This window comes from Mycobacterium bourgelatii (assembly GCF_010723575.1).
Taxonomy (GTDB): domain Bacteria; phylum Actinomycetota; class Actinomycetes; order Mycobacteriales; family Mycobacteriaceae; genus Mycobacterium; species Mycobacterium bourgelatii.
On record NZ_BLKZ01000001.1, the window covers coordinates 2,969,180 to 2,993,884 of the forward strand.

At 64.5% G+C, this 24,705-nt stretch carries 24 protein-coding genes and 1 pseudogene; 9 read left to right on the plus strand and 16 right to left on the minus strand.

Translation table 11 applies throughout. The features are described from left to right. The first annotated feature begins 5 nt into the window (after nt 1–5). Together G6N68_RS12895 and G6N68_RS12900 are read left to right on the plus strand one after the other, a co-directional pair. Nucleotides 6–1,241, plus strand: a complete 1,236-nt coding sequence (locus G6N68_RS12895; protein ID WP_163712521.1) for an FAD-dependent oxidoreductase — start codon at nt 6–8, stop codon at nt 1,239–1,241. Beyond that, nucleotides 1,234–2,253, plus strand: a complete 1,020-nt coding sequence (locus G6N68_RS12900; RefSeq protein ID WP_163712525.1) for a Gfo/Idh/MocA family protein — start codon at nt 1,234–1,236, stop codon at nt 2,251–2,253. Before G6N68_RS12895 ends, G6N68_RS12900 begins: the two co-directional genes overlap by 8 nt. Here G6N68_RS12900 and G6N68_RS12905 read toward each other — a convergent pair. Continuing rightward, the gene (locus G6N68_RS12905; protein WP_163712528.1) at nt 2,242–3,060 is read right to left on the minus strand and encodes a sugar phosphate isomerase/epimerase family protein; all 819 of its coding nucleotides are present in this window, start codon (nt 3,058–3,060) and stop codon (nt 2,242–2,244) included. The two genes, G6N68_RS12900 and G6N68_RS12905, sit on opposite strands and share 12 nt — an antisense overlap. Before the next feature lie 174 nt (nt 3,061–3,234). Here G6N68_RS12905 and G6N68_RS12910 point away from each other — a divergent pair, with 174 nt between their 5' ends. Next, on the plus strand, nt 3,235–3,477 hold the full coding sequence (locus G6N68_RS12910; protein WP_163712532.1) for a hypothetical protein: 243 nt from the start codon (nt 3,235–3,237) through the stop codon (nt 3,475–3,477). A gap of 48 nt (nt 3,478–3,525) precedes the next feature. Here G6N68_RS12910 and G6N68_RS12915 read toward each other — a convergent pair. After that, nucleotides 3,526–3,712, minus strand: a pseudogene (locus tag G6N68_RS12915) (alkaline phosphatase family protein); the annotation flags it as partial. A 162-nt stretch (nt 3,713–3,874) separates the two neighbouring features. Then, entirely contained in the window at nt 3,875–4,993 is a 1,119-nt protein-coding gene (locus tag G6N68_RS12920; protein ID WP_240355452.1) for a hypothetical protein, read from the minus strand. A gap of 166 nt (nt 4,994–5,159) precedes the next feature. Between G6N68_RS12920 and G6N68_RS12925 the strand changes: the two genes are divergently transcribed. Further along, a complete protein-coding gene (locus tag G6N68_RS12925; RefSeq protein ID WP_163712535.1) occupies nt 5,160–7,958 on the plus strand; it encodes an MMPL/RND family transporter in 2,799 nt (932 codons plus the stop codon). 10 nt (nt 7,959–7,968) lie between these two features. After that, the gene (locus G6N68_RS12930; protein WP_163712539.1) at nt 7,969–8,844 is read left to right on the plus strand and encodes an SDR family NAD(P)-dependent oxidoreductase; all 876 of its coding nucleotides are present in this window, start codon (nt 7,969–7,971) and stop codon (nt 8,842–8,844) included. On the opposite strand, the gene G6N68_RS12935 is transcribed toward G6N68_RS12930, so the two are convergent. Together G6N68_RS12935 and G6N68_RS12940 are read right to left on the minus strand one after the other, a co-directional pair. Next, a complete protein-coding gene (locus tag G6N68_RS12935; RefSeq protein WP_163712543.1) occupies nt 8,845–9,768 on the minus strand; it encodes a putative antibiotic biosynthesis monooxygenase in 924 nt (307 codons plus the stop codon). It abuts the gene before it with no gap. Between the two features lie 48 nt (nt 9,769–9,816). Further along, the gene (locus tag G6N68_RS12940; RefSeq protein ID WP_308494662.1) at nt 9,817–9,954 is read right to left on the minus strand and encodes a LuxR C-terminal-related transcriptional regulator; all 138 of its coding nucleotides are present in this window, start codon (nt 9,952–9,954) and stop codon (nt 9,817–9,819) included. Between the two features lie 236 nt (nt 9,955–10,190). Between G6N68_RS12940 and G6N68_RS12945 the strand changes: the two genes are divergently transcribed. Continuing rightward, nucleotides 10,191–11,636 (plus strand): WS/DGAT/MGAT family O-acyltransferase, encoded by a 1,446-nt coding sequence (locus G6N68_RS12945; RefSeq protein WP_163712550.1) that lies wholly within the window; start codon nt 10,191–10,193, stop codon nt 11,634–11,636. Nucleotides 11,637–11,646: 10 nt separating this feature from the next. Here G6N68_RS12945 and G6N68_RS12950 read toward each other — a convergent pair whose 3' ends face one another. From G6N68_RS12950 to G6N68_RS12990, 9 genes are all read right to left on the minus strand, one after another. Further along, nucleotides 11,647–12,030, minus strand: a complete 384-nt coding sequence (locus G6N68_RS12950; protein ID WP_163712552.1) for a DUF5073 family protein — start codon at nt 12,028–12,030, stop codon at nt 11,647–11,649. Further along, nucleotides 12,030–12,818: a heavy metal-binding domain-containing protein gene (locus G6N68_RS12955; protein WP_163712556.1), complete on the minus strand. Its 789-nt coding sequence runs from the start codon at nt 12,816–12,818 to the stop codon at nt 12,030–12,032. The genes G6N68_RS12950 and G6N68_RS12955 overlap by 1 nt, the downstream gene beginning before the upstream one ends. 54 nt (nt 12,819–12,872) lie before the next feature. Further along, nucleotides 12,873–13,067: a ferredoxin gene (locus tag G6N68_RS12960; protein WP_163712559.1), complete on the minus strand. Its 195-nt coding sequence runs from the start codon at nt 13,065–13,067 to the stop codon at nt 12,873–12,875. Further along, nucleotides 13,064–14,245, minus strand: a complete 1,182-nt coding sequence (locus G6N68_RS12965) for a cytochrome P450 (protein ID WP_163712562.1) — start codon at nt 14,243–14,245, stop codon at nt 13,064–13,066. Before G6N68_RS12965 ends, G6N68_RS12960 begins: the two co-directional genes overlap by 4 nt. A gap of 52 nt (nt 14,246–14,297) precedes the next feature. Further along, nucleotides 14,298–14,762: a hypothetical protein gene (locus G6N68_RS12970; RefSeq protein ID WP_163712565.1), complete on the minus strand. Its 465-nt coding sequence runs from the start codon at nt 14,760–14,762 to the stop codon at nt 14,298–14,300. Nucleotides 14,763–14,811: 49 nt separating this feature from the next. Continuing rightward, nucleotides 14,812–15,738, minus strand: a complete 927-nt coding sequence (locus G6N68_RS12975) for a metal-dependent hydrolase (protein WP_163712568.1) — start codon at nt 15,736–15,738, stop codon at nt 14,812–14,814. Between the two features lie 93 nt (nt 15,739–15,831). Further along, on the minus strand, nt 15,832–16,503 hold the full coding sequence (locus G6N68_RS12980; RefSeq protein WP_163712572.1) for a TetR/AcrR family transcriptional regulator: 672 nt from the start codon (nt 16,501–16,503) through the stop codon (nt 15,832–15,834). A 94-nt stretch (nt 16,504–16,597) separates the two neighbouring features. Beyond that, nucleotides 16,598–17,296 carry a hypothetical protein gene (locus G6N68_RS12985; protein ID WP_163712575.1) on the minus strand — a complete coding sequence of 233 codons (699 nt, stop codon included), beginning with the start codon at nt 17,294–17,296 and terminating at the stop codon, nt 16,598–16,600. A 23-nt stretch (nt 17,297–17,319) separates the two neighbouring features. Further along, a complete protein-coding gene (locus tag G6N68_RS12990) occupies nt 17,320–18,642 on the minus strand; it encodes a hypothetical protein (RefSeq protein ID WP_163712578.1) in 1,323 nt (440 codons plus the stop codon). A 234-nt stretch (nt 18,643–18,876) separates the two neighbouring features. Between G6N68_RS12990 and G6N68_RS12995 the strand changes: the two genes are divergently transcribed. The 3 genes from G6N68_RS12995 (at nt 18,877) to G6N68_RS13005 (ending at nt 21,603) form a co-directional block, all read left to right on the plus strand. Beyond that, a complete protein-coding gene (locus tag G6N68_RS12995) occupies nt 18,877–19,467 on the plus strand; it encodes an SAM-dependent methyltransferase (RefSeq protein ID WP_163712581.1) in 591 nt (196 codons plus the stop codon). Nucleotides 19,468–19,556: 89 nt separating this feature from the next. Continuing rightward, the gene (locus G6N68_RS13000) at nt 19,557–20,717 is read left to right on the plus strand and encodes an acyl-CoA dehydrogenase family protein (RefSeq protein WP_163712586.1); all 1,161 of its coding nucleotides are present in this window, start codon (nt 19,557–19,559) and stop codon (nt 20,715–20,717) included. A 28-nt stretch (nt 20,718–20,745) separates the two neighbouring features. After that, entirely contained in the window at nt 20,746–21,603 is an 858-nt protein-coding gene (locus G6N68_RS13005) for an enoyl-CoA hydratase-related protein (RefSeq protein WP_163712589.1), read from the plus strand. Nucleotides 21,604–21,648: 45 nt separating this feature from the next. Here the strand turns inward: G6N68_RS13005 and G6N68_RS13010 are convergent, their stop codons facing one another. Continuing rightward, on the minus strand, nt 21,649–23,322 hold the full coding sequence (locus G6N68_RS13010; RefSeq protein ID WP_163712592.1) for an FAD-binding protein: 1,674 nt from the start codon (nt 23,320–23,322) through the stop codon (nt 21,649–21,651). Beyond that, nucleotides 23,319–24,701 carry an aromatic ring-hydroxylating oxygenase subunit alpha gene (locus G6N68_RS13015; RefSeq protein ID WP_163712595.1) on the minus strand — a complete coding sequence of 461 codons (1,383 nt, stop codon included), beginning with the start codon at nt 24,699–24,701 and terminating at the stop codon, nt 23,319–23,321. The genes G6N68_RS13010 and G6N68_RS13015 overlap by 4 nt, the downstream gene beginning before the upstream one ends. Between the last annotated feature and the right edge of the window lie 4 nt (nt 24,702–24,705).

Consider the following 24,705-nt stretch of genomic DNA (forward strand, 5'->3'; position numbering starts at 1 on the left):
CGCTGATGCCCGATACAACCACGTGCGCGATCGTCGGCGGTGGTCCGGCGGGGATGGTTCTGGGCCTGCTGCTGGCTCGCGCCGGTGTGCAGGTCACCCTGCTGGAGAAGCACGGCGATTTCCTGCGCGACTTCCGCGGTGACACCGTTCATCCGACGACGCTGCGGCTACTCGACGAGCTTGGGTTGTGGGATCGGTTCGCGGCCTTGCCATTCACCAAGGTCAGCAAGGCCGAGTTCGACGTGGACGGGCGCTCGATCACCTACGTCGACTTCGAACGTTTGCGCCAGCCCTTTCCGTTCGTCGCGATGGTGCCGCAGTGGGACCTGTTGAACCTGTTGGCCGAAGCGGCAAAGGCCGAACCGACCTTCACCTTGCTGATGAACAGCGAGGTCACCGGCCTGATTCACGAGGCGGGCAGAGTGGCCGGGGTGCGCTATGAAGGCCCGGACGGTCCCGGTGAGTTGCGGGCCGAGTTGACGGTGGCATGTGACGGGCGGTGGTCGATCGCGCGCCATGAGGCCGGCTTGAAAACCCGCGAGTACCCGGTGAACTTCGATGTGTGGTGGTTCAGGCTTCCCCACGACGGTGGTGTCGATTTCTCCTTCCTGCCGCGCGTCGGTCCCGGCAAGGCCTTGGCCGTGATTCCCCGGGAGGGTTACTTCCAAATCGCATACCTGGGGGCCAAGGGCACCGATGCCGAGCTGCGCACGCGGGGCATCGATGAATTCCGTCGCGAGGTTGCGGCCTTGGTGCCCGAGGCGGTTACCTCGGTGGACACGCTGACCTCAATGGACGACATCAAGCATCTCGATGTGCGGGTAAACCGATTGCGGCGCTGGCATGTTGACGGGCTGCTCTGCATCGGTGACGCCGCGCACGCGATGTCACCGCTGGGCGGGGTGGGCATCAACCTGGCGGTGCAGGATGCCGTCGCCGCCGCCACCATCTTGGCCGAACCACTGCGACAACATCGGGTGACCGACCGCGCCCTGGCGGCCGTCCGCCGCCGCCGCGCATTCCCTACCGCGGTGACCCAGGCGGTGCAGCGGGTGCTGCAGCGCGCGTTGCTCGGCCCGCTGCTGCAGGGCAAGGATTTCGCCCCGCCGATGGCCCTGCTAGGTCTGGTGGAACGGCTACCGTGGCTGGCTTTCGTGCCCGCATACTTCATCGGTATCGGGGTGCGTCCCGAACGCGCGCCCGTATTCGCCCGTCGCCGACCCGGTGACCACGATGGGTGAGTCACGGCACCGGGCGCCGCTGCGGATCGGCATTCTGGGAGCCGCCCGGATCGCCCCGCTGGCCCTGGTCAATCCGGCGAAGGACAACCCCAAAGTGGAGGTGGCCGCGGTGGCGGCGCGCGATGTGTCGCGGGCCGAGGCCTTCGCCGCCAAACACGGCATCGCCAGAGTGCACGACAGCTATATCAAGCTGATCGGCGACCCGACCCTTGATGCCATCTACAACCCACTGCCGAACGGTCTGCACGGGGTATGGACGCGGGCGGCTCTGGCCGCCGGCAAGCACGTGCTGTGTGAGAAACCGTTCACCGCCAACGCCGCGGAGGCGCGTGAGATTGCCGGCCTGGCAGCGAAGTCGGACCGCGTCGTGATGGAGGCTTTCCACTACCGCTACCACCCGCTGGCTTTGCGGGTTGAACAAATCATCGCCTCGGGCGAGCTGGGCAACCTGCAGCGGGTGGAAACGTCGATGTGCTTCCCGCTGCCCAAATTCTCCGACATCCGGTACAACTACTCGCTCGCCGGTGGCGCGCTGATGGATGCGGGATGCTACGCGGTCCATATGGCCCGGATATTCGGCGGCGCCACACCGGAAGTCGTCTCGGCCCAGGCCAAAACCCGTGATCCGCAGGTGGATCGAGCCATGACTGCCGAGTTGCGTTATCCGGGCGGTTGTATGGGCCGCGTCCGCTGCTCGATGTGGTCGTCGAGCCTGTTGGATATGAGCGTGCGCGTCGTCGGTGACCGCGGCGCTTTGCGGGTGCTGAACCCCGTCGTACCGCAGCTGTTTCACCGGCTGTCCATACAATCGCCCAATGGCAAACGGAGGGAACGGTTCCCCCGTCGGGCCTCCTACGCCTACCAGCTGGATGCGTTCACCGCTGCGGTGCTGCATGGAGAACCGGTGAAGACGACACCCGAGGACGCCGTGGAGAACATGACGGTGATCGATGCGATCTATCGGGCGGCCGGTCTTCCCCTTCGCCAGCCGAGCCGCATCTCACCTGGCTAAGGCGCCCGCCAGCAGGCGCCGTGCGGCCGCCACGCACGGGCGCAGGCGGTCGATAGGGCCGACGCCATCCATCGCCAAGGACCGTTGTGGCACTTCAATTTCGATGATGATGTCGCGGGGAAGCGCGGACAGAATGTCGCGCAGCGGAAGGTCGCCTTCGCCCGGAACCATGCGCTCGAACATGGCTTCGTCCATGTAGTTGTCGCCGCGCGGCCGCAGTGTGGTGTCGTTGATTTGGGCGTACCCGATGTATCCGGGCTCGAGGGCGGCCACTTCCGCCGCACGGGCTCCGGACCGCACCAGGTGCATCGTGTCGATCAGTAGCACAAAGTCCTGTCGTGCAACGTGTTTCACCGCGGCCAGGGCCGTCGGGAGGTCGCCGACCGTCAAGCCGGGTACCGGCTCGAGGTTCGTGACGATGCCACGCTCGGCGGCCAGTTCCGCCAGGGTGGCGAGCTGGTCGAAGGTGCGGCCAAGATCTGGGTCCAGGCTGACGACATTGATGCGAGGGGTGCCGAGCTCCGCCAGGACGTCAAGGTCCCCGCCGTAGTCGGCGGTGTCGGCGTCCGGCAGCACCAGAAAGCCATCGCCGAGTGAGATCGACACGCCGCGATGGTTCAAGACGGCGCGAAGCTCCATCCGCAGCGCGGTGTCTCGCAAGGTGAAGGGCCGATACCCTAGGGGCACCAGCGGGAACCCGCGCACGGTGGTCGAGATATGTCGGCACCCTAGGTCTGCAGCAACGTTAACCAGGTCCACCGGTGGCAGCCCGAAAACGCTGAGACAACCGATTGCGAGCCGGTCCATATTTTCCTTTGTGGGGCCGTAGCGACACAATGGCGGTGTCGGCTGACGAAGTTTGGTGTTCCGGCTCACAGGGTAAGCCAAATCTTAAGTGGTCGTTAGCCCCTGTTAAGCGTGTGTCCAACGCGTAGGCGCCCCAAAGGGTGCCGAATAGGCGGCCGAAAGGAGGCCATGAAAATGAATTTCAAAAAGATTATTGGGACCATTTCACTGACTGGCGCCTTGAGTGCCGGTGCGCTCGGCGTAGGCGCGGGGGTTGCGTCGGCCGATCCTGACCCGTGGATCCCGTACCCACCGGTGCCGAACATCGACCCAGGTAAGTGGAGCCCGGTACCGCCAGGCCAGATCAAGAAGTGGTGCCCGTATCCGTCGCCGCCCGGTCACTGGGTCGGCGGGCCGCATGGGATTCCCTGCACCTGACTGCTGCCGGCCCAGGGCTTCGCAAGGGCTGCCTGCGCCGGCGTGGTCTGCGGGTAAGGGACTCGATAGAGTAGCCGGGTTCCAGCCTTTCTGCGCGCACGCGGGCGTCGCCGTGTCGAAACCATCGGATGCCCGAGAGGGTTACGAAGTAGTGGTCGAAAGACCGGTTCTCCTGCATCAGTAGCACGAAGTGCTCGACATTGGAGAGATGACCGGAGCATGGCCCTGCGCCGTAAGTTGCCCAGGACCGATGCGCCGCGGTCGGCTTGTCGCACAATAGAGTTCGTGGATGGCGGCAGGGAAGTCAGGCGCGCAATACTCGGCACCCGGCCGGTCCGCTTCAGCTCGGCTTCTTCAGGTGCGGTCCCAGCTTGCGCAGGGTCGTCGTGGCTGCCAGCTACGGATTGGATAGCAGCAACATGACCCGTCCAGCGGAAGTTGGCTCTGGAAAAGCACTCTCGTCGAATCCGTAATACTGGCGCTGGCTGGCGGTGAATTCGTCGATCACTTTGGCTGCGGCGCTTAGCGCGCCGTTGTGGAGGTGGGCCATCATTCCCCTGAAGTCGGCCACCGACAGCGCTTCGGCGAGCAACAGCGCCTCTCCACCCGAAGGCAGCGCAACCAAGACGCCGGCGCCCGCGTAATTGTTGCCACCGCGGCCGGTGCCGCGCGGCGCCCAGTAGATGGGCTGGGAGATCACCGTCCCTTTCACGCGGAAGTAGCTGCCCGGACAGTCCGTATCCGAAACGGTGACGACGGGCAACGCGGCGATGGTCCGCTTCTCTTTCAGCCACATGGCCCCCAGTGGGATGCAGACGATCGCATAGATCAACAGCACGACAACCAGCACGGGTTTCCAGGCAATCTCCCAGCCGAGCCGGCGGGGCGAAACCGGCATGTCCTGGAGTTGTTCGTCGAGTTGACGTCGGCCGAAACGAAAGACGTACCAGGCCAATACGCGTGTTACTGCCAGCAGGGCAAGTATGGTCAGCCCCACTATCCCGGTCACCCGGAAATAAAAGGTACTGTCGCCTTGGTTGATGGTCGCGGCGAACATGACCGCCGGGATGGGAGCCGTCAGCAGCAGCAGTAGGGCATAGGACGGGTGGCTGGTTAGGTAGGGATAGGTCACCGTCCACGCGCGATTGCCGCCGTCAACGGTGACTGGGCCGATATCGGCGTGTACCACCGGCGTCCATGAACCCTGCACCACCCGAGGCCTGATCAGTGAGCGCACAAAAAGGGATCCGAAGACGAGGGAAATGACCAACGCTCCCCAGAACACCCCGTCCAGCCGTTCCCCGGTGCCCTCCACACCGAAGGCACCGTGGATGTCGATGACTTTCCCGATAAAAAACGTCAGCGGCATCACGAAAAGCAGTTCAATTAGCCAAACCTGGATCAACTGCGGGATGCGCGCGCCAACGCGGTCAAACGCCAGCACACGTCGCCAGAGGAATTTCAGCAGCCGCATGACCGGGGACTTTATCCGATGAGAGTGGTAGCTGCGGCCCACCGGCGGGCGGAAATAACTGCCAACCCGGTGTCCGAGGTGGTTGAATTAGCCGACTCTGATGAGGGTCGCTCCACGAACTCAAACGAGGCGAAGGTGACGCACCAATCGAGCGGTATCGGCTTGCGGCCGTGATGCCTGACCACGCGACGCAGTTGAGGTTCATGCGGTGATTGCTCGATTCATCCAGCGTTTCGCGCTACTGGTCATCGGCGCATGGGCGCTCGCGGTCGTCATCGGTAATAGCGTTGCGCCGCAACTTGAGCAGCTGATCACCCTCGAGGATCAGCCGTACTCGCCGTATGGCACCGCCACCTGGGAGGCGGTGCAGTGGTCGGCAAGGGCGTTTGACGAAGCTCCCGGCGACAACATCGCATACGTCGTGATCGAGAAGGACAGCGCACTCGACGACAGCGACCGGTTGTACTACGACCAATTGCTGGCCGCGCTGCGCAGCGATTCACGGCACATCTTCGAAGTTGAAGACCGGTGGGGCATTCCGGCCACCGCCGATGCGGCAGTCAGCGCCGATCACAAGGCCGTGTTCGCGACGTTGCGTCTTTCGGGCATGATCGGTACCTCGCAAGCGCGGGAGGCGATAACTGCGGTGCGTTCCATCGTGGCGCAGATGAGCTCTCCCGACGGCGTTCACGTCTTCGTCACCGGTCCAGGCGTCACGATCTTGGACGAGTTCGCTGCAATCGACAGACACACGCAGCTGATCACGCTGGCCACGTTCGCCGTGCTGCTGGTCCTGTTGTTGATTCTCTACCGATCCCTGATCACCGCGATGGTGCCGCTGGTGACGGTCGTCATGTCATTGGCCATAGCCAAACCCATCATCACCCTGCTCGTCGACCGCGAAGTGATCGGCGTCAATCTGTTTTCGCTCGAACTGAGCACGGCGGTCGTGGTCGGGACCGGCACCGTGTTCGCGATTTTCCTGATCGGCCGCTACCACGAACGGCGAAGACAAGACTTCGATCCGGCAGACGCTTTGGACGACGCCTATCGCGGCGTGGCGCCCGCCATCGTGGCCTCCACCCTGATCGTGGTCGCACCCCTGGGCGCGGTCGGCTGGCTGGACCTGGCCCGCATCAGCATGTTCGGGACCACCGGAATCCTGTGCTCGATCGGGGTTATCGCGGTGGGCTTGGCGGCGCTAACGCTGACCCCGGCGCTGATCGCGCTCGCCAGTCGCTTCGATCTGCTCAAACCGCCGGAGCGCCGGCGTACGCTGCGCCGCTTCCGGCGAATCGGCACCGCTGTGGCGCGCTGGCCGGCACCCTACTTGTTGGGCAGTGGCGTCTTGGCGGTAGTCCTGCTGATAGCCCTGCCCGGCGTGCCGATCGGCTGGAATGAAGCGGCCGCGACCCCCCGTTGGGCTCCCTCCAACCTCGGATATCAGGCCGCTGATCGACACTTCCCGCCCAATGAACTGCTACCCGCCGTCGTCACCATCGAGACCGATCACGACATTCGCAACCCGACCGGTCTGACGGCCGTCGAAAAGATCACGACCTCGATCATGGCCATTCCCGGCGTACGCATGGTGCAGTCCGCCAGCCACCCCAGCGGACTGGCATCCAAGCAAGCCGCGTTGACGGCGTCGGGCGGAAATCTCGGCGACAATCTCTACGACTTCGGCGACCTGCTGGCGGCGCGGCAGGACGCCCTGCCTAACCTCGAAACTGCGGCGAATGAAGTGGTGAAGTCGCTGGACCTGCTGCAAGGTGCCATGCAACAGAGCGTGTATGGAATTGGTCAGGTGAGTTTGGCCGTCCATCTGACGCAGGACGCGATCGTCAAACTCCGCAGTCGATCTGCTGACGTCGTCGAGATTTTCGACCCGCTCCGCAGCTTCGTAGGGTCGATTCCGGACTGCGTCGCGACCCCCGTATGCGCGGCCGCCCAAGGGGCGGTGGCATGGGCGAATGGAGTGTCTGACACTGCCAAGAACCTGGCCGACGGGGCAGAACAGCTGGCCCAGGGGATCGCCGACGCGGCGGCGACGTCCGGAGGGGCTAGCTTTGCGCAAATCATGGACCAAGTGTCCGGCCAGATGGCGCAGGTACGGGCGTCGGCGGCACAACTAAAGCTGGTGCTGAACAACCCCGCAACGCCGGTATCCATCCTGGAAATGCCGGGTTACCTGCATGAACTGGCTGCCGTCTCACCGGATGCCCCGGGCGCGAACCTCTATGCCTCCCGCAGGATCCTTACCGATCCGAATATGCGGCCGGTCCTGGACGATTTCATCTCGTCGACCGGACTCGCGACACGACTACTCGTGTACGGGGAAGGTGACGAGTGGGGAAGTGAAGGTGCAGAGCGCGCTCGCGCCATCGTCAGTGCGGTGAAGGATGCGACCCAGGACGGCACCCTCAAACCGGTTGCGGTGCAACTGACCGGCGTCGGGCCGACCACCCGCGACATCCAAGATCTCGTCGGCGGTGACCTGCTCTTGTTGGTGGCCATCACACTCGTCGTCATCTTTGCGATCGCCGCACTACTGCTACGAAGTCCACTCGCCGGCATCGTCGTCTTGGCCACCATCGCGATGTCCTACGTCTGCGCGCTCGGCGCCAGCGTGATGTTCTGGCAACGCCTACTTGGTTACGAATTGCATTGGCTGGTCCCGCCGATCGCGTTTGTGTTGCTGATAGCGCTGGGTTCCTCGGGCAACCTGCTGTTGGCGCGGCGCATGCGTGAAGAACGTCCCGGCGGGCCACGGGTCAGTATCATTCGCACGTTCGCCGCCACGGGCGCCGTGATAACTGTCGCCGGAATCGTCATCGGCATAACGATGTTCGGGCTGGCGACCAGTAGCGCGCTGAGCGTGGCGCAGATCGGCGTCACCGTCGGTCTCGGTTTGTTGCTGGACGCCCTGGTGGTCCGCAGCTTCGTGCTACCGGCCATCGTTGTGGTGCTCGAGCGTTGGATCTGGTGGCCGCGCGAGCCCGTATGAATCGAACGCCATGACTGACGACAAGTTGCTCGCCGGACGCGGGGTCGTGATCGTTGGCGGAAGTCGAGGCATCGGGCGAGCGGTTGCCGAACACGTCTGCGGCCTCGGCGCGGGCGTCGTGGTCAACGGGCGCGACGCCGACCCCGTGCAAGAAACGGTCGATGCACTTGCCGCACACCACGGCAGCGCCACCGGTCTGGTCGGAGCGGCATCCGACGAAGGCATCGCCCAGGCGCTGATCGAGAAATGCCTTGGCTCCTACGGGCGATTGGACGTGCTGATCAACTGTGCCGGGGTGGCCGAGCCGCCGCATTCCTCGATCCTGAATATCTCGGCGAGCGAATTCGACGATCTGATTCAAGCCCACCTCGGCACGGTGTTTCACACGTGTCGGGCGGCCGCGCCGATCATGGCCGCACAGGGGCACGGGTCGATCATCAATACCAGCTCGGTGGCGTTCCTCGGCGACTACGGTGGCACCGGCTATCCGGCCGGCAAAGGCGCCGTCAACGGGTTGACCGTGGCCATTGCGGCGGAATTGAAGGGATCGGGGGTGCGGGCCAACGTGATCTGCCCCGGCGCCAGGACACGGTTGTCAACCGGCGCGGAATACGAGGAGCACATCCAGAACCTCCACCGTCGCGGTTTGCTCGACGAGATGACCATGCGAGCGTCACTGGACGCCGCCCCGGCCGAGTTTGTAGCGCCCCTCTATGCGTATCTCGCCAGTGATCTGGCGTCCGCCCTGACCGGCCAAATATTCATTGCCGCAGGCGGATTCGTCGGCAAATTCAACAAGCCGACGCCGCAGGTGGTGGGGTACCGCGACCACACAGACTCGGATCCGTGGTCGGTCGAGGAGCTGCACGCGATGATCGGCGGCTGACTACCCGATCAGGCAGAACATGACCAACAGCGCCGCGCACGCGGCCGCAACGACCGCCGTCCCTACCGCGCTGATCCGCGCCGGAGCGCCGTCGATCGGGTCGAGCCAGCGGCGGAAAGGGCGGGAGGCCGCCGGCACCAGAACCCACTGCAACAGAGCGACACTGACGACGTTGCCGACGAACATGGCCGCGGCCGGGTTGGCGCCGATATCGCCGAGGGCTGGCGCCAGTGTCTTGGAAAGCAGCATCACGGTCGGATACAGGCACAGGACCACCAACATCGCCGACTTCCAACCCGGGGTGATTTTGGTTTCTCCGTCGGCAACCCGAACGGTCGACCCGAACGGGGCGCTACGCGGCAACTCGGCAAAATCGTGGGTCAACTCATTGCGTAATCGCGGCAACGCTTCCTGGCGTTCGCGTGAACGAATCCACGCGTTCAGCTGACCGGCGGTCCGGAAGCGCAGCACCGACATCCAGTGGCCCGAGCTGTCCGCCGGAAACAGCACCGTCCCCTCGTAGCCCGGAAAGCGAGCGCTCACGAGCGTCAGATCGCTTTGGGCCGAGACGAATTCGGATTCTTTGCCGCGCGCGACCCGGTGCAGGAAGACCCCTGCGTTGGTGGGTGGCAGCTCACCCTCGGCAAGTATCAACTCAGCAGCGCACCAGAAGCCGTGCGCTTGCCCGTCGCGGAGGACGGCATCGCGTTCGGAACCGTCCAGCCACTCATGCAACTGCTCCGTGTGCTCGAAAGTCACCTCGACGGCGAAATCCAGATGCCCGCTGCCTGGCACCGATTCACGTGCGCTGAGGTAGCCGGGAGCGTTGCCGGCCGACGCGATGTACTCGGCAACCCACCGGCCGAGTCCCGCTGGGTCAGCGGGGGGATGAAAGATCGTGATCGCGCAGGCGCCAAGAGTCATGTGAGTTGTCTACCGGACACTGCCCAGCAGCCGCGAACGTTGCACGAGTCATTCCAGCACCGCTGACATACGAATGAGTTCGGCGCGCGACGACAAGCCGAGCTTGGTGAAGATCTTGCTGACGTGGTAGTCGACCGGCCGGGGGCTGAGAAACATCAGGGTGGCGATGGCCCGCGGCGAAAAAATGTTGTTTGTTTTTTGTGGGTTTCGGGTATGCCCCGCAACTAATCCGGGGCATCGGCCGCACCCGGAATTGGTGGCGCCGCGCGCAGCGCCGAACCCGCCGCATTAGCACGGCGGTCACCAATATTTAACGCCAACGCCTTTCCGTGGGGGTGGATTCCCGGCATTCCGCTACCTAAACTCGTTTTCTGGGGATCGGGGCATTCGAAAAATTTCTTCTCGTCGACGGGCGGGCGACCATGGAACGACTTAGTGGGCTTGACGCATTCTTTCTCTATCTGGAGACACCGACGCAGCCGCTGAACGTGTGCTGCGTGTTGGAACTGGACACGTCGACGATGCCCGGGGGGTACAGCTACGCGAGGTTCCGCACCGTGCTGTCCAAACATGTGCAGGCAGTGCCGGAGTTTCGGATGAAACTGGCCGACACCCAGTTCAACCCGGACCACCCGGTGTGGGTGGATGACGAGAACTTTCACCTGCGGCGCCACCTGCACCGGATTGCGATGCCAGCCCCGGGGAGCCGACGTGAACTGTCCGAAATCTGTGGCTACATAGCGGGATTGCCATTGGACCGCGACCGGCCGCTGTGGGAGATGTGGGTCATCGAAGGCTGTGCCCGCGACGACACGGTGGCGGTGATGCTCAAGGTTCACCACGCCTTGGTCGACGGGGTAGCCGGGGCGAACCTGCTGGCCCAGCTGTGCAGTGTGAAGCCCGATGCGCCGGCGCCGCAGCCCGTCACGGGCGCGGGACGGGGGAGTGCGCTGGAGATCGCGGCCAGCGGCTTCCTGAATTTCGCGCTGCGCCCGCTCAAGTTGGCCAGTGTGGTGCCGGCGACCTTGATGACGGTGGCGCAAACGGTGCTCCGAGCGCGCGAAGGTCGCGCAATGGCAGCGCCATTTTCCGCGCCGCCGACGCCGTTCAACGGCTCGTTGACCAAACAGAGAAATATCGCCTACACCCAACTCGATATGCGCGACGTCAAGCGGGTCAAGGACCGGTTCGGAGTCACCGTCAACGATGTGGTGGTGGCGTTATGCGCCGGAGTGCTGCGGCGGTTCTTGCTCGAACGCGGTGAGCTGCCCGAGGCCCCGCTGGTAGCGACGGTGCCGGTGTCGGTGCACGACAAGTCCGACCGGCCGGGCCGCAACCAGACCACGTGGATGTTCTGCCGCGTCGAGAGCCAGATCAGTGACCCCGCCGAGCGCATTCGCACCATCGCCGCAGGCAATGCCGCGGCCAAGGACCACACCGCGGCCATCGGTCCCACGTTGCTGCACGACTGGACGCAGTTCGGCGGTCAGACGATGTTCGATGCCGCCATGCGCCTCCTGCCGCACATTCCGATCGGCAGCAGCCCCGTCTACAACATGATCTTGTCGAATGTGCCAGGGCCACAGAACCAGTTGTATTTCCTGGGGTGCGGCATAGACACCATGTACCCGCTCGGCCCGCTGCTGGGTAGCGCGGGTCTGAACATCACTGTGATGTCGCTCAACGGGGAGTTGGGGATCGGCATCATTTCATGCCCCGACCTGATTCCGGACTTGTGGGGGATTGCCGACGGGTTCCCCGATGCGCTCAAGGAGCTATTGGAGTGCAGCGATCACCGGTCAGCGGGTCGTGCCGGCGCCACGGCCACACCCGAGTCGGAACCATCAGGCGGACAAGACCTTCGGTGACGTGGCGACGTCAGTGCGAATAGCCGCTACTGGTGCCCAGCACCTCGATCGCCGCGTTGATGTTAGGAATTACCGTGGCGCCGTACCTGGCGACGATTTGTCCGAGCGCACGGCCGATGTGCGGGCCGACGGCCGCGGCATCCAGGGTTTCCTCGCCGATGACGATGCCGTTCACCAGGTGCGCGGCGAGTAGGCGCCCGTCGTGGGCAATTTCGTAACGCCAGTCGCCGATCTGGATGCGCTCGGGATTCGATCGGAACAGCCCGCGTTTCGCCGGCGTGTGGATCACTCCCGGCAGTCCGGCGAACACTTTGACCACCAACCCGACCCCGCCGGGGCCGTACAGCGCGGCGGAAATTGTGCGGCTGACTCTGTCGATGTCGAAATCAACCATCAGTTATCCATCGTCAGGACGAAGGACGGTTTTATGGTTTCGCCGCTACCGGTGCGGCGCACGGCGGTCCCGGCCGTATAGAACTCCACGGTGTGCATTCCCCACGCATAGTTCGAGATGGAGAAGTGCACCCCGACCACCCCGGTCGCACCGTCTCGCTCCGCCTCGGTCTGCATCCGCGACATCGCCAACTCGCGCGCTTGATAGTTGCCCTGCGTCCACTGCGGCATTTCCATGTTCCGGCCGATCTGCCGCAGCGTCTGCATGAACCCCTGCACGGCGATGTGAAACACGCAGTTGCCCATCACGAAAGCCACCGGCGTAAATCCGGAGCGCAGCAACGTCACCATGTCCTGGCCGGACAGGTGGCTGGAGAACGCTTGCCCGTTCGGACGCCGGAATGCCCCCGGTTTGTCGACGTAGCGGACCGCGGTGCCGACCGCCATGAACTCCAGATGCTCACCACCCTCGCCGTGGTGGCGCCAGTTGAGTCGGACGCCGACGATCCCGTCCGCCTTGAGTGCGTCGGCTTCGGCCTGCATCCGCGCCATGGCATTCCAGCGCGCCCGGTAGGTTGCCTCGGTCAGAACGCCGAGTTCCTGTTGCTGGCGCATGCCGCTGAATTGGAAGCCGACGTGATAGACGGACACGCCCATGACCAACTCGATCGGCTCGAACCCGGCGCCATGCAGCAGGGCGAACTCGTTGATCGATAAGTCGGAGGTCCATGACTTGTCAGCGTGGGACAACCGTTCGCTGGCGATCGGATCCAACTGGTTGGGTTGCATTGGCGAGCGTCCCTTTCTGTGGTTTGCGTCAGCGTACCTAGCAAACTGTGCAATTCACTGACTAAGGGTGATCGCGTCTTCCGGGCAGTTCTGCGCGCCGGTGCTCGCGTGCAGTTCCAATTCGCCGGAGACTTCGGCAACACGCACGATCGAATGTCCAACCTCGTCGGCGTCGAAGATGTCTGGGGCCAGCGTGTAACAACGTCCATGGCCGACGCAACGGTCGGGGTCGACCGATACGTGTGTCATCGCGCCGCAACCGGGAACGTAAGTGGCAGTGCCTCAACCGAGCGCAGCGCGGCGGTGTACTGCAGCTCGGTTCCCGGCGTTATTTCGTAATCTGGTATGCGCTTATGGAATTCACGCAGCGCCACGCGTAGCTCCATGCGGGCCAGGTGCGATCCCAGACAGCGGTGCGGACCTCCACCGAAGGCGCGGTGGCGATTTGGGCTGCGGGCGAAGTCCACAAGCTCAGGATCAGGAAACTCGGCCGGGTCCGTGTTCGCCGCTCCGAGCAGCGGGCTGACCCTTTCGCCCTTGCTGATCGGGCAGCCGCCCACTTCGACGTCCTGCATCGCGACCCTGGCCACCCCGGGCACCGGTGTCTCCCAGCGCAATAGCTCCTCGACGGCGTGCGGCAGAATATCGGGTTGCTCTACGAGCTGATGACGGTGATCGGGGTGGCGCGCCAGGTATACGAAGAAGCAGTCCAGCGAGTCGGTGACCGTGTCCAGTCCCGCGATCAGGAATAGGAAGCAGATGTCGAGCAACTCCTCACGGGAAAGCGGCCGCACCTCGCTTTCGACCTTCGCGGCGATCATCGCCGACAACACGTCGTCGCGCGGATTGGCAATGTGGTCGTCGATGGCACGCTCGAAATAGTTGTAGATCTCCTGCGCCACCTGCGCCGAAGCGTCGTGGCGGTCGTCGAAGTTGGTGGCGCCCTCCGGGCGGATCACGCCGTCCTTCCACTCCAAGAATTTGTCCAGGTCATCAAGGGGCAGGCCGAGCAACTGCAGGAATACGGTGCACGGCAGCGGGACCGCGAACTCGGCGTGGAAGTCGCATTCGCCGCGGCCGGCGAACTTGTCGATCATCTCGTTCACCAACTCGGCGACGTGCGGTTCCCGCCGGGCCATTTCTCGCGGGGTGAACAGGGGATCCAGGATCCGCCGGTACTTTGCATGCTCTGGCGGATCGATTTGCAGCGGAATCAGCGGGCGCACATTGCCCAGATCGACGGCATCCATGTTCGACGAGAACAGGTCGGTCCGCTTGAGCGCCATCTCGATGTCGGAGAGGCGGCTGAGCACCACCGCTTGCGGCGCCCGGAACACCGGGGTTGCCTCGCGCAGCGCCTTGTACATGGGCTGCGGATCGGCAATACCCTTGACAGTTTGGTCGACGAAACTTTCAGCCTCTGTCATGTCGATAGCCTGACACCACACTTAGGTGGTGGGCAATGCCTTGCCCGAAAGGTCAGGCTTGGTCGGCGCGGTGCCGTCGATGCAGTGCCGACGCGACGGCCCGGCCCACACCTCGCAGCGCGTACACCGCGGTCACCACCGTCAGCACGATCAGCAGGATGAACATCGGCAGCCAGTTGCTCCGGCTATGGCTGACGTCCCACCAGATGATCGTGAACAACAGTGCGCAGAGCAGCAGAACTATGTCCCGCCAATTGCCTTGGTAGGACATCGCGGCCTGGCGCAGGGCGCGGCCCCGGTCGGCCGCCTCGATGAGGTCGTCGATGCGGGCGTTGATCGTGCGCTGCAATTCGGCTCGCCGTTCGGCGGCTTCCGGTGGAAGTTTCTCGAGCAGTTCCATGTCCTGCTTGATCAATGCGCGAAAGTCCGGACCTCGTAGTTGACCGGCGGCAATTGCCAGCATCACGCCACCAAAGACCGGCGCACTGTTCAGCGCAATCTGTCCCAGCCCCGCCATGTCGACCTCCTCGCTCGGCTGATCGTCTGGCCCATCGTAGAAGTCGGGGTCAACGGACGGCGTTGGCGCCGACCGTGTACCAACGGGCGGCGACCTTGGGGTTTTCGTCGTACTTCCTCAGCCAGCGGCCCGCGAAGGGCGGCAATTTCTCGTACGTCGGGTCGTGGCCGGGGCCTTGGGAGCGGATCAGGCCGGTGATCATCTCGACGATTTCTCGCCGCGGCACGCCAGCGTAGGTACCCTGTCCCGGCGAACAAAGCTCGCGCGTTGCTTTCAGCGAGTCACGAAAGGCGTTGAACGATAGTCCATTCGGAATAAGACGGCCGAATTCACCACCATCGCACGGGGGTACGTGCTCTTGGAAGCCGGTGGCGATGATGGTCAGAATCTCGCTGATGTGTTTGACGACGCCGCCGATGGTCTTGACGCGGTAGGGATAGCTGTCATGTACGGCTTTGTAAACAAGAAGGGCCGAGCTGCGGTGCTCTATCTCTTCGACGAAATGCCAGATGAACAATGACGCGACCCGTTCGTCACCTGGGCGGAACAGCTTGTCTTCGTGGTCGAGAAACACCTTGAAGTAGGGCGTGAATGTCGCCTCGACAACGGCGGGGTAGGCAAGCCGCCAGGCCAGTGGCTTGGTGGCGGTGAGGTGATCGAAGGAATCGATGACCTCTTGCATGGTGTTCTGCAGGCCTGGCCAGCGTCGGCTCAGGGCCCTGACGTGGCTCATGTGGGCCGCCGAGTGCTGAGCTTCCTGACGCAGATAGGCGGTTGCTTCCTCGACGTCTTCCGGCCTGCGCATCAACGGAATGGCCTCGCGTGTCCCGTCGACAATGAATTTCTCGAATCCTGGTGCAAACAAAGAGATTAGATTGCATAGCATGCCGAACGCGGGCCGTTCAGGCTGCCAATTGAACGGGACGTCGTCGTGCGAGAAGTCGAAGCGAACTCGCCTCACTTGAAGATCTGTCATCCTGGTGCCTCCCAGGGGTGTGCGGCGATGCTCTGGCCATACACAGTATCAGCAATGTATGGCCATGTCCGCAAGGCCGCGCCCGGTTACGGGTCAGGATGCCGCGGAGGAACGGCGTCTCGTTCGTCGCGGCTCCGGCTCGTGCAGGGGAGCCATTGCCTGTGCTAGCCGCGGGTAAGCGATCGCGGGCCCAATCCACCGGGTGAGATAGCGGCGCAGGTCTTCACCGCTGCGGGGTGGTCGACCCGGATCGACGAGAAAGGAATGCAGCACCCGAAGGCAGAACTCGGCCAGTTCGTCGAGGCCCTCCTCGTCAAAGCCGTGCTGTTCCCAATCGACATCGAATTTGTGCAGCATCGAGCGGCCGAACGCCATGCCGGTGTCGGACATGATGGAAACGGTTTGTCCGCCACGGTTCTTCGGTTTCAGCACCAGATCGAACTGCCTGTCCGCGGCCAGGTGTTCGACGGCGTACACGATGCCCTCGATCATCGCCACGACCGGATCGGACACGCCCTTGAGGTGCGCCTCCAGGTGCTCGAGGAAGCCGTCGGCCGAGCGCATCGCGGTGGCTATCAGCAGCGCTTCAGTTCCGGGGAAGTAGCGATAGACCGTTTGGCGCGTGACGCCCAAATCCCTTGCCACGTCAGCGATCCGCATCGCGGAGCCGCGCTCGTTGATAATCCGGTCGGCCGCGTCCAGGATTCGCTCGATGGCCTCTTCGTCGGAGGCAGGTGTGTTTCCGGACCAGCCGTGGCTACGCATGAGGAGCCGCCCGCCGATCTTTCATGACAGGAGCATACGGGCTATCCGTCGTGTATGGTCCGATGTCCCGGCCGTTTCAGGCCACGATGTTGTGCTACCAGCTGACGCCCAACTGTTGGCAGGACGACAGCACGCCGCCATAGGCAACGATGCTGTCGGTCCAAGCCGCCTCGTCATATTGGGTCCCCGGACCAGGACGAACGCTGGCGACGAACATTTGCATGTCATCGACATAGCGCTGCAGCGCGCGGACGGTGAAACGCGGCGGGCTGGCGTGGTCGTCGAGCGTCTGTTGCGTCCGTTGCACCCAAGCTCGGGTATCGGAGACGAACTTCGACAGCGCGGCGTCGCGTTCGGGTGACCCCGCTTCGCCGGTGGCCAAGAATGCATTGCTGCGGTCGTCGTTCTCCTTCATGAGCGGCCCGATGGCCTGGCACATCGCCTTGTCCGCATCCGTGATCGCCTGCGGGTTGGGGGTAGCCGCCGTAGGCGAGGGTGCGGGTTCGGGCTGAGTCACCAACGACACCACGGCGACCACCAGCGCCACTACCGCCAGCGCGATCGCTGCAAGCACACCCGCCGTCGTCTTGGAAGGTCGGCGACGTTGCCACGGCGGGGAACGGAAATTGGTGATGGGGGTGCGCCGCGGGAGTTCCTCACGAGGTTCGGGGGCGGCGCGTCGCACGTCGTCGCGAGGTTGCGGGCCGCGATGGAACTCATCGGTCTGGGGGGGACGCGTGTAGCCGCCACCCCCCGGACGGAAAGAGCCCGTTTCGCCACTCCGAGTGCTCATCGCTACGTCCTCCTAGCTGATGCCTACGGCGTTGGAATCGGGACCCAGATCCCGTAGAGCCAGAAGCCCCACTGCAGGTAGTACGGATCCCATACCGGGACGACGGGGTAACCCATGTAGTTCAGCGGCGGCGCCACCCAGCCGGCGGGTGGTGGTCCCCCGCGCCAACCGAAGGGGTGCAGCGACGCCCAGAGCGGGTTGCCCCAGCCGCGTAGGGGTGGCGGCGGAGGCCCCCAGCCCCACGGCGCACGTCCCAGACCCCACGGTGGCGGGCCACCGAACCAGGGCGGAACGTGAAGGTGCAGGCCTGGGCTGCGGAACCTGGCATCCCAGCGCAAATCGCCGATGATGCCGGGCCCCCGGAAGTCGCTGCGGAAACGCCAAGCCGGCCAGCCGTGACCGCGGAATCCCCAGTTCAGGTTGGCGTGGCCGCCGAGGCCGCGCACGTTGATGCCCAAGCCGCCGCGGGGGCCCCACCACTTGCCAAAGGGTGGCGCGCCGATACCACGGAAGTTTGCCCGGAAGTTCCCGGCGGGGATGCCGGGCCCGCGCACGCCGATGCGGAAGTCGGCCCGGGGTCCGCCAGGTCCGCGGAACGCGCCGCGGACGTCGGCTGCGGGTACACCCGGACCACGGAAATTCGCAACCCTGCCGCCATCCGGCCGACCCGGCGAATGGAACCCGCCGCGTACGTCGGCGACTGACCGCGTCTTGTTGTTCGCGCCACCGGGACCGCCATTGCCGCCGACGGGCGTGGGGCTGCCGCCCCCATGTCCGGGACCGCCACCGCCGCCTGGGCCGCCGCCGGGGCCTTGGCCGCCGCCCTTGCCGCCGCCCTGACCACCACCGGGGCCGCCATGACCGCCGCCTTGGCCGGCTCCGCCGCCACCCGGGCCGCCGCCCGGTCCGGCACCGCCACCGTGGCCGCCGCCTTGGCCGGCTCCGCCGCCAGCTTGGCCGCCGCCCGGTCCGGCGCCGCCACCGTGGCCGCCGCCGGGGCCGCCGCCCGGTCCGGCACCGCCACCCTTGCCGCCGCCGGGACCGCCCCCGCCACCAGGCGCGTGGCCGGCGCCTCCGCCGCCATGGCCGCCACCGCCGGGACCGCCGCCACCACCAGGCGCGTGGCCGGCGCCTCCGCCGCCATGACCGCCACCGCCGCCGCCTGGTGCGTGGCCGCCGCCACCGCCGCCACCGTGGCCACCGCCGCCTCCGCCGCCGCCGTGGCCACCGCCTCCGCCACCTCCGCCGCCGCCAGGCTTAAGTGGCAGCGGCGCGTCGGGTTGCGCGTTGGCGACGCCCGTGCCAATCCCGATGGTCGAAACGACCAAGGGATTATTTGCCGTCATCGAAAGGGCAGCCGTTATGGCCGCACCTGCAGCCAGCTGCCTAAAAACTTTTTCGTACCCCATCGGGGACCTCACAAGGTTTCAGCCCGACCCGATTTCCATGCTAGTCCAGTTGCGTCAGGCCAATCCGCCCTGAGCCGATACTGGTGGGGATTCCCGGTCCCCATTGCGGGGTGTTACCCATCCGGTCCTGACTCAAAACCGCTGGCAGCGCCAGACAAGTAGGGTAACGCCGTGGCGCAGGACGACCGTCGCCGTTGGGACGAGAAATATCGCAGTCGCGGGCCGGCAGCGGTCGATACGTTGCAGCCGCCCGATTTTCTCCGGCCGTACTTGGACGTCGTCCCTCGCGCCGGACACGCTCTGGATCTGGCCTGCGGCCAGGGTTTTGCGGCGGTCTGGCTGGCGCGCCGTGGCCTGTCCGTCCGGGGTGTGGACATTTCACCGGTGGCCATCGAGCACGCACGGGCACTTTCCGTGCTCAGCGGCGTATCCGAGCGCTGCCGGTTCGATACTTTCGATCTCGACGACGGGTTACCGCCCGGCCCACCCGTCGACATGATCGTGTGCCACCAATTTCGCGACCGCCGGCTCGACGCTGCGGTCATTGAGCGTTTGGCACCGGGCGGTCTGTTGGCCGTGTGTTGCATGAGCGAAGTTGGAGCCGACCCCGGACGATTCCGCGCCAAACCCGGGGAGCTGACTGAAGCTTTCGCGGAACTCGACCTCATTGCTACCGGCGAGGGCGAAGGCTCCGCCTGGCTCGTGGCGCGGGCTCGAAGCAGCCCCCGAAACAGCCCCCGAAGCAGTCCGCGAAAGCAATAGCTCCCGTATTTGCTGAAATCGCAACCTACGCGACCGTAGGTATGCGACCCTATTCCGACATGCACGTCGAATAGCCTCAGGGGGTTGCCGTGTCCGAGCTCTTTCCGGCTTATCGGGCCAGTTGGGAGACAGACGAACACCGCTTGCTGCGCAAGCACGCGGCCGAGTTCATGTTCCGAGAAGCCACACCCAACCAAGAACGCTGGGCCCGCGAGCACCAGGTAGACCGGGAGTACTGGCGAAAGCAGGGCGCCGCAGGCTTATTGGGCGTCGATCTGCCCGAGCGGTTTGGTGGCGCCGGTGGTGATTTCGGCTATTCGGCGGTCATCGCCGAGGAGCAGGCCCTCGCGCAGGACACCGCATCTGGCTGGGTCGTGCACTCGCCAATCGGGGCGCACTACATCAACTCCTACGGCACTGAAGAACAGAAACAACGGTGGCTGCCCCGAGTCATCAGTGGGGACTTGGTCATTGCGATCGCAATGACCGAGCCGGGGGCGGGATCGGATCTGCAGGGAATTCGGACCACCGCGGTGCGCGACGGTTCCGAATACGTGATCAACGGATCGAAGACCTTCATCACCAATGGAAGTCACTGCGACCTGGTGATCATCGTCGCCAAGACCGACCCGTCGGCGGGTGCGGCGGGAGTCTCGTTGATCGTGGCCGAAACCGCGCAGTTGCAGGGGTTTGAGCGCGGGCGAGTGTTGGAGAAGATCGGTCTGCACGGGCAGGACACCCGCGAGCTGTTCTTCACCGACATGCGCGTGCCAACGGCGAATCTGCTGGGAGAGAAAGAGGGTTTGGGCTTTTACCAGCTGATGGAACAGCTGCCGCGGGAGCGGCTGATCATCGCCTCGCAGTGCGCCGGTCTCGCCGAGTTGGCAGTGCTCGAGGCGATCCGCTACACAAAGCAACGAGAAGCGTTCGGACGGCAGTTGATCAAGTTCCAACACAACAGATTTGAACTGGCCGCACTCAAAGCCGAGACTCTGTCGATCAAGACCACCGTGGACCACTGCATCCAGGAATACATCGACGGCATCAACGACCCGGCGACGGCGTCGATGGCCAAGCTGATCGCCGCCGACAAATCCGTCGAGGTCGTCGACAAGTGCCTGCAATTCTTCGGCGGCTACGGCTACATGATGGAGTACCCGATCGCCCGGCTCTACACGGCCGCGCGAGTGAGCAAGATCTACGGCGGCACAAGCGAAATCATGAAGGAGATCATCAGCCGCTCGCTCTGAGACCGGGCCGGCCGGTAATGTCACGCTGATGGAGCGGCGCGTCCTCGAAGCGGTCATCTATGAACGCGAACCGCCGATTGCGCGGATCATCTTGAACCGGGTTGACAAGGCCAACACCAAGGATGCCCAACTGGTTCACGAAGTCGACGATTGCCTGCGCGAGGCGGACCGCGACAAAGAGATCAAGGTGGTCATCCTCAAAGCCAACGGAAAAGGCTTCTGCGGCGGGCATGTGGCTCGTTGGGGTCCCGATGAGAACCCCTACCCGGAATTCGGTGACACATTCGAGGACCTCTACAAGGGCACGGCCGACCTGTTCCTGTGGCCCACGCTGTATCTCTGGGAGTTTCCCAAGCCGACAATCTCCCAGATCCACGGGTATTGCGTGGGTGGCGGCATCTACCTCGGTCTGCTGACCGACTTCTGCGTCGCTTCCGAAGACGCTTATTTCCAGATGCCGCTGGCGCAGACCCTCGGTGAGCCCGGCGGTCACACCATGATCGAACCGTGGTTGCTGATGAACTGGCATCGCACGATGGACTGGCTGCTGCTCGCGCCGACGCTGTCGGCGCAGCAGGCGCTCGATTGGGGTCTACTCAACAGGGTGGTGCCACGAGAAGACCTCGAGGATGTCGTCGAGGAGATGGCGCGCAGGATCTCTCAGATTCCGCTCACCACCCTGATGGCGGTAAAGAACAACGTGAAGCGCGCCTGGGAACTGATGGGCATGCGTGTGCATCTACAGGTCAGTCACATCTTGACGAACATGGTGGGCGCGGCATCCGATGTCGCGGCTCGCCGCGCCGAACTCATGCAGTCCGGGATGAACCCTCGCGAGTATCTTTCTCACCGCGAGCAGACGCAAAATCGCACACCGGAGGCCTGATTCGTACAAGTTTGCGTCTGCTCGCGGGGTTAGTGGTGAGCGGGCTTAGTGATTGGCGGCGTGCCGGGCGGCGACGTAGCCGAACACCATCGAATTCGAGATGCTCGCCCCCGCGCCGGGATACGTGCGGCCCATCACCGTCGCGGTGGTATTACCGGTGGCATAAAGCCCTTCGATCACCCGGTCCTGCTGGTCGAGAACCTGCGCGTATTCGTTGGTGATCACTCCGCCGCACGTCCCGACATCCGCCGGTAGCACCCGGGTCGCGTAGTAGGGCGCCCGGTCAAGGGGACCGAGAGCCCTGTTGGGCCGGTAGCCGGGATCCCCGAGGCAATCGTTGTATGCCGACTGCCCGCGTCCGAAGTCGGGATCTAGGCCCTCGGCCGCGAACCGGTTGAACCGCTGGATCGTCTTGGCGAGTTCGTCGGCGGGAAGGTCGATTTGGCGAGCGAGGTCGCCGACGCTGCCGGCCCGCTTGACGGCGCCGCTCTCGATCAAGGCGGCCGGCAGATGCTCGCGCTTGAGTGGATTGGTGCCGGCAACGTACCGGCGCACGTACCCCTCGTCGAAAATCATCCAGCACGGTACGGCCTTATTCGCATACATCGCCTTGCCGACCTCCACGTAGGAGTTCGACTCGTTGCAGAACCGTCTACCGGTGGAGTCGACATAGATGGCGCCGGGGCGTTGCCGCCCTTGCCCCAGCGATCCCGCGGCCGCACCGCCGTTCGCGATGAAAACGGACGGCAGCCACCAGGCCTCGTCCAGCAGGTCGGTGTTGGCGCCCAGGCGCATGGCGGCTTGCAATGCCTCTCCGGTGTCACCCGCGTTGGCGATCGACCACGAACCGTCGTTGGGTTGGTCGCCGCTGTACTGGCGACGCATGTCGGCGTTTCTGCTGAAGCCGCCCGCGGCCAACAGAACTCCCTTGCGCGCCTCGATATTCACGGCGGCGCCGTTGTGGAGGACCCGCCCGCCGACCACCCTGCCGTCGTCGACGACGAGATCCTCTATGGCGGCATTCGTCCACAATGGAGGGCTGCCGTCGCTCATGTCGATAAGGACCTTGAGCATCTGGCCGATCAGCGACGCGCCGTTGGTGAGCAGCCGGCGGCGGGTCGCGTGCGCGGCCCTGGTGCGCAGGAACACCTTGGTCGCAATGGCGAAGGTACGCAGCGATCGGTTGTAGTACTGCACGGAACGCAGTTCGTTGGTCAGGACCACATATCCGTAGTTTTCGGCCAGCGACGGCTGCAGCTTGTCGCTCCACCAGCCCAATTTGGCGGCGTCGAACGGGATTCCTTCGACGGCACGGCCGGATACGTTGCCACCCCTGTGATTCGGGTAGTAGTCGCAGTAGCCGGCACACCGGATCAGCCGAACGCCGTTGCGGATCAGAAAGTCGATCATCTGGTACCCCGCGGTGAGGAACTTCTCGCGCCGGGCGGGGGAGGAGGCCGCGCCGATGTCCCCCACGACGTCGGCGAGGTAGGCGAGGCCGTCCTCGTGGGAGTCCGCGATGCCGTCGGCCCGCATCAACGGGTTGTTGGGTAACCACACGATGCCACCGGAGAGCCCCGTCGAACCGCCTACCAGTGCCTGCTTTTCGACGATCAGGGGTTCGATGCCGCTGTCGAGGGCGGCGAGTCCGGCCACCATGCCGCCACCGCCGCTGCCCGCGATCAGCAGGTCGACCGAGCGATCCCACTTGGTGCTCATCGCGCCTCCGACGTGACGCGCGGGGTAAAACCGAAGTCGACGATCGGGACGTCGATGGTCGTGTTCGTCTTCTGTATCGCGGGTACCAGGGGTTCGTAGGGCAGGCCGGCGAGGAATCCGTCGATGACGCGCTCGAAATTCGAGATCAGCCCCTCGATCTGATGCGACAGCCGCATGTAGTCAAAGCTCTTGGAGTGCAGCCCTTTTTGCTGACGAGGCAGGTTCGAGAAGTCCTGGGCCGGGATGGGCGGCCACCGCGGGTCGTCTGGGGCCATCGGTACCGGTGGTTGTGGTTTGCCCGCCGAGATGTCGGACGGAAACCGGGTGAGCGACCAGATCTCGAAGAGCGTCTCCTCGGGGCCGAGTGGACGAATCCGGTACGACGACGCACTGCTGTACTGGGGCAGCAGAAAGTAGTGGGGGAAGCCGAAACCGATCGCGTCGACAATGCCCCGCCGCACCAGATCGTTGAGATCGGGCATCGAGCTACCCCTGGCTCGGTGCCACGCCACGACTGCGTCGTTAAGGGTGCTGCGCCATACGGCCATCGCCTCACCCGGATCCGACGGCAGCGACATGTGCTGGAGCCCCTCGGCGATCCGGACGTCGTTCTCGTGCGTCATGCCGCCCATGCCGACGCCGAGCGTTCGCATGAAGTACAGACTGCTCTGAATGATCGGGTGCACCGCCCGATCCTGGCCGGCCGGCCCGCCGGATTGCGATGACGGCAACAGTTGCGGGTGGGTCTGCGGGACGTGGTAGCCCTCCATGAACGCGGCCGTCGCCAACTTCCAGTTCACCGGAAGCCGGCATGATTGCCACCATTCGACACGCAGCGACTCGACCAGCCACGCATCGTAGGTCGACGCGAACGGCTCCAGACACTCCCGCAGGGGCGGCGCGGCGTCATCCAGATTGATCCATGCGCACCCGCCCCAGAGTTCGCACCTGACCGGGACGAGCTGCAGATCCTCGGCGCACAGATTGTGCTCGGCGAAGGCTTCCGCCCGCGCCACGTAGGTGTTTCGGCCGTCAATACCCCAACACCACCCGTGGAACGGGCAGACGAAGGTACGCCGGGATCCGTTGCCTTCCACGAGCTTCACACCGCGATGCCGACATGCGTTGTGGTAGGCGCGGACGTCGGCATCGTCAATGCGAACGACGATGAGCGACTGGTCGAGGATTTCGTACTCGACGAAGTCACCAGCTTTGGGAATCTCTTCGAGGCGACAGGCCATCTGCCACACGCGCGGCCAGAACATCTCGTTTTCCAGTGCGTAGAACTCGGGATCGTAATACCGCTGTTTGGGAATGCGGTCGGGGGTCTGGACGGCCCACGGCACCGGCAACGGTGACCTGTCGGTATCGGTGCTCATTGTG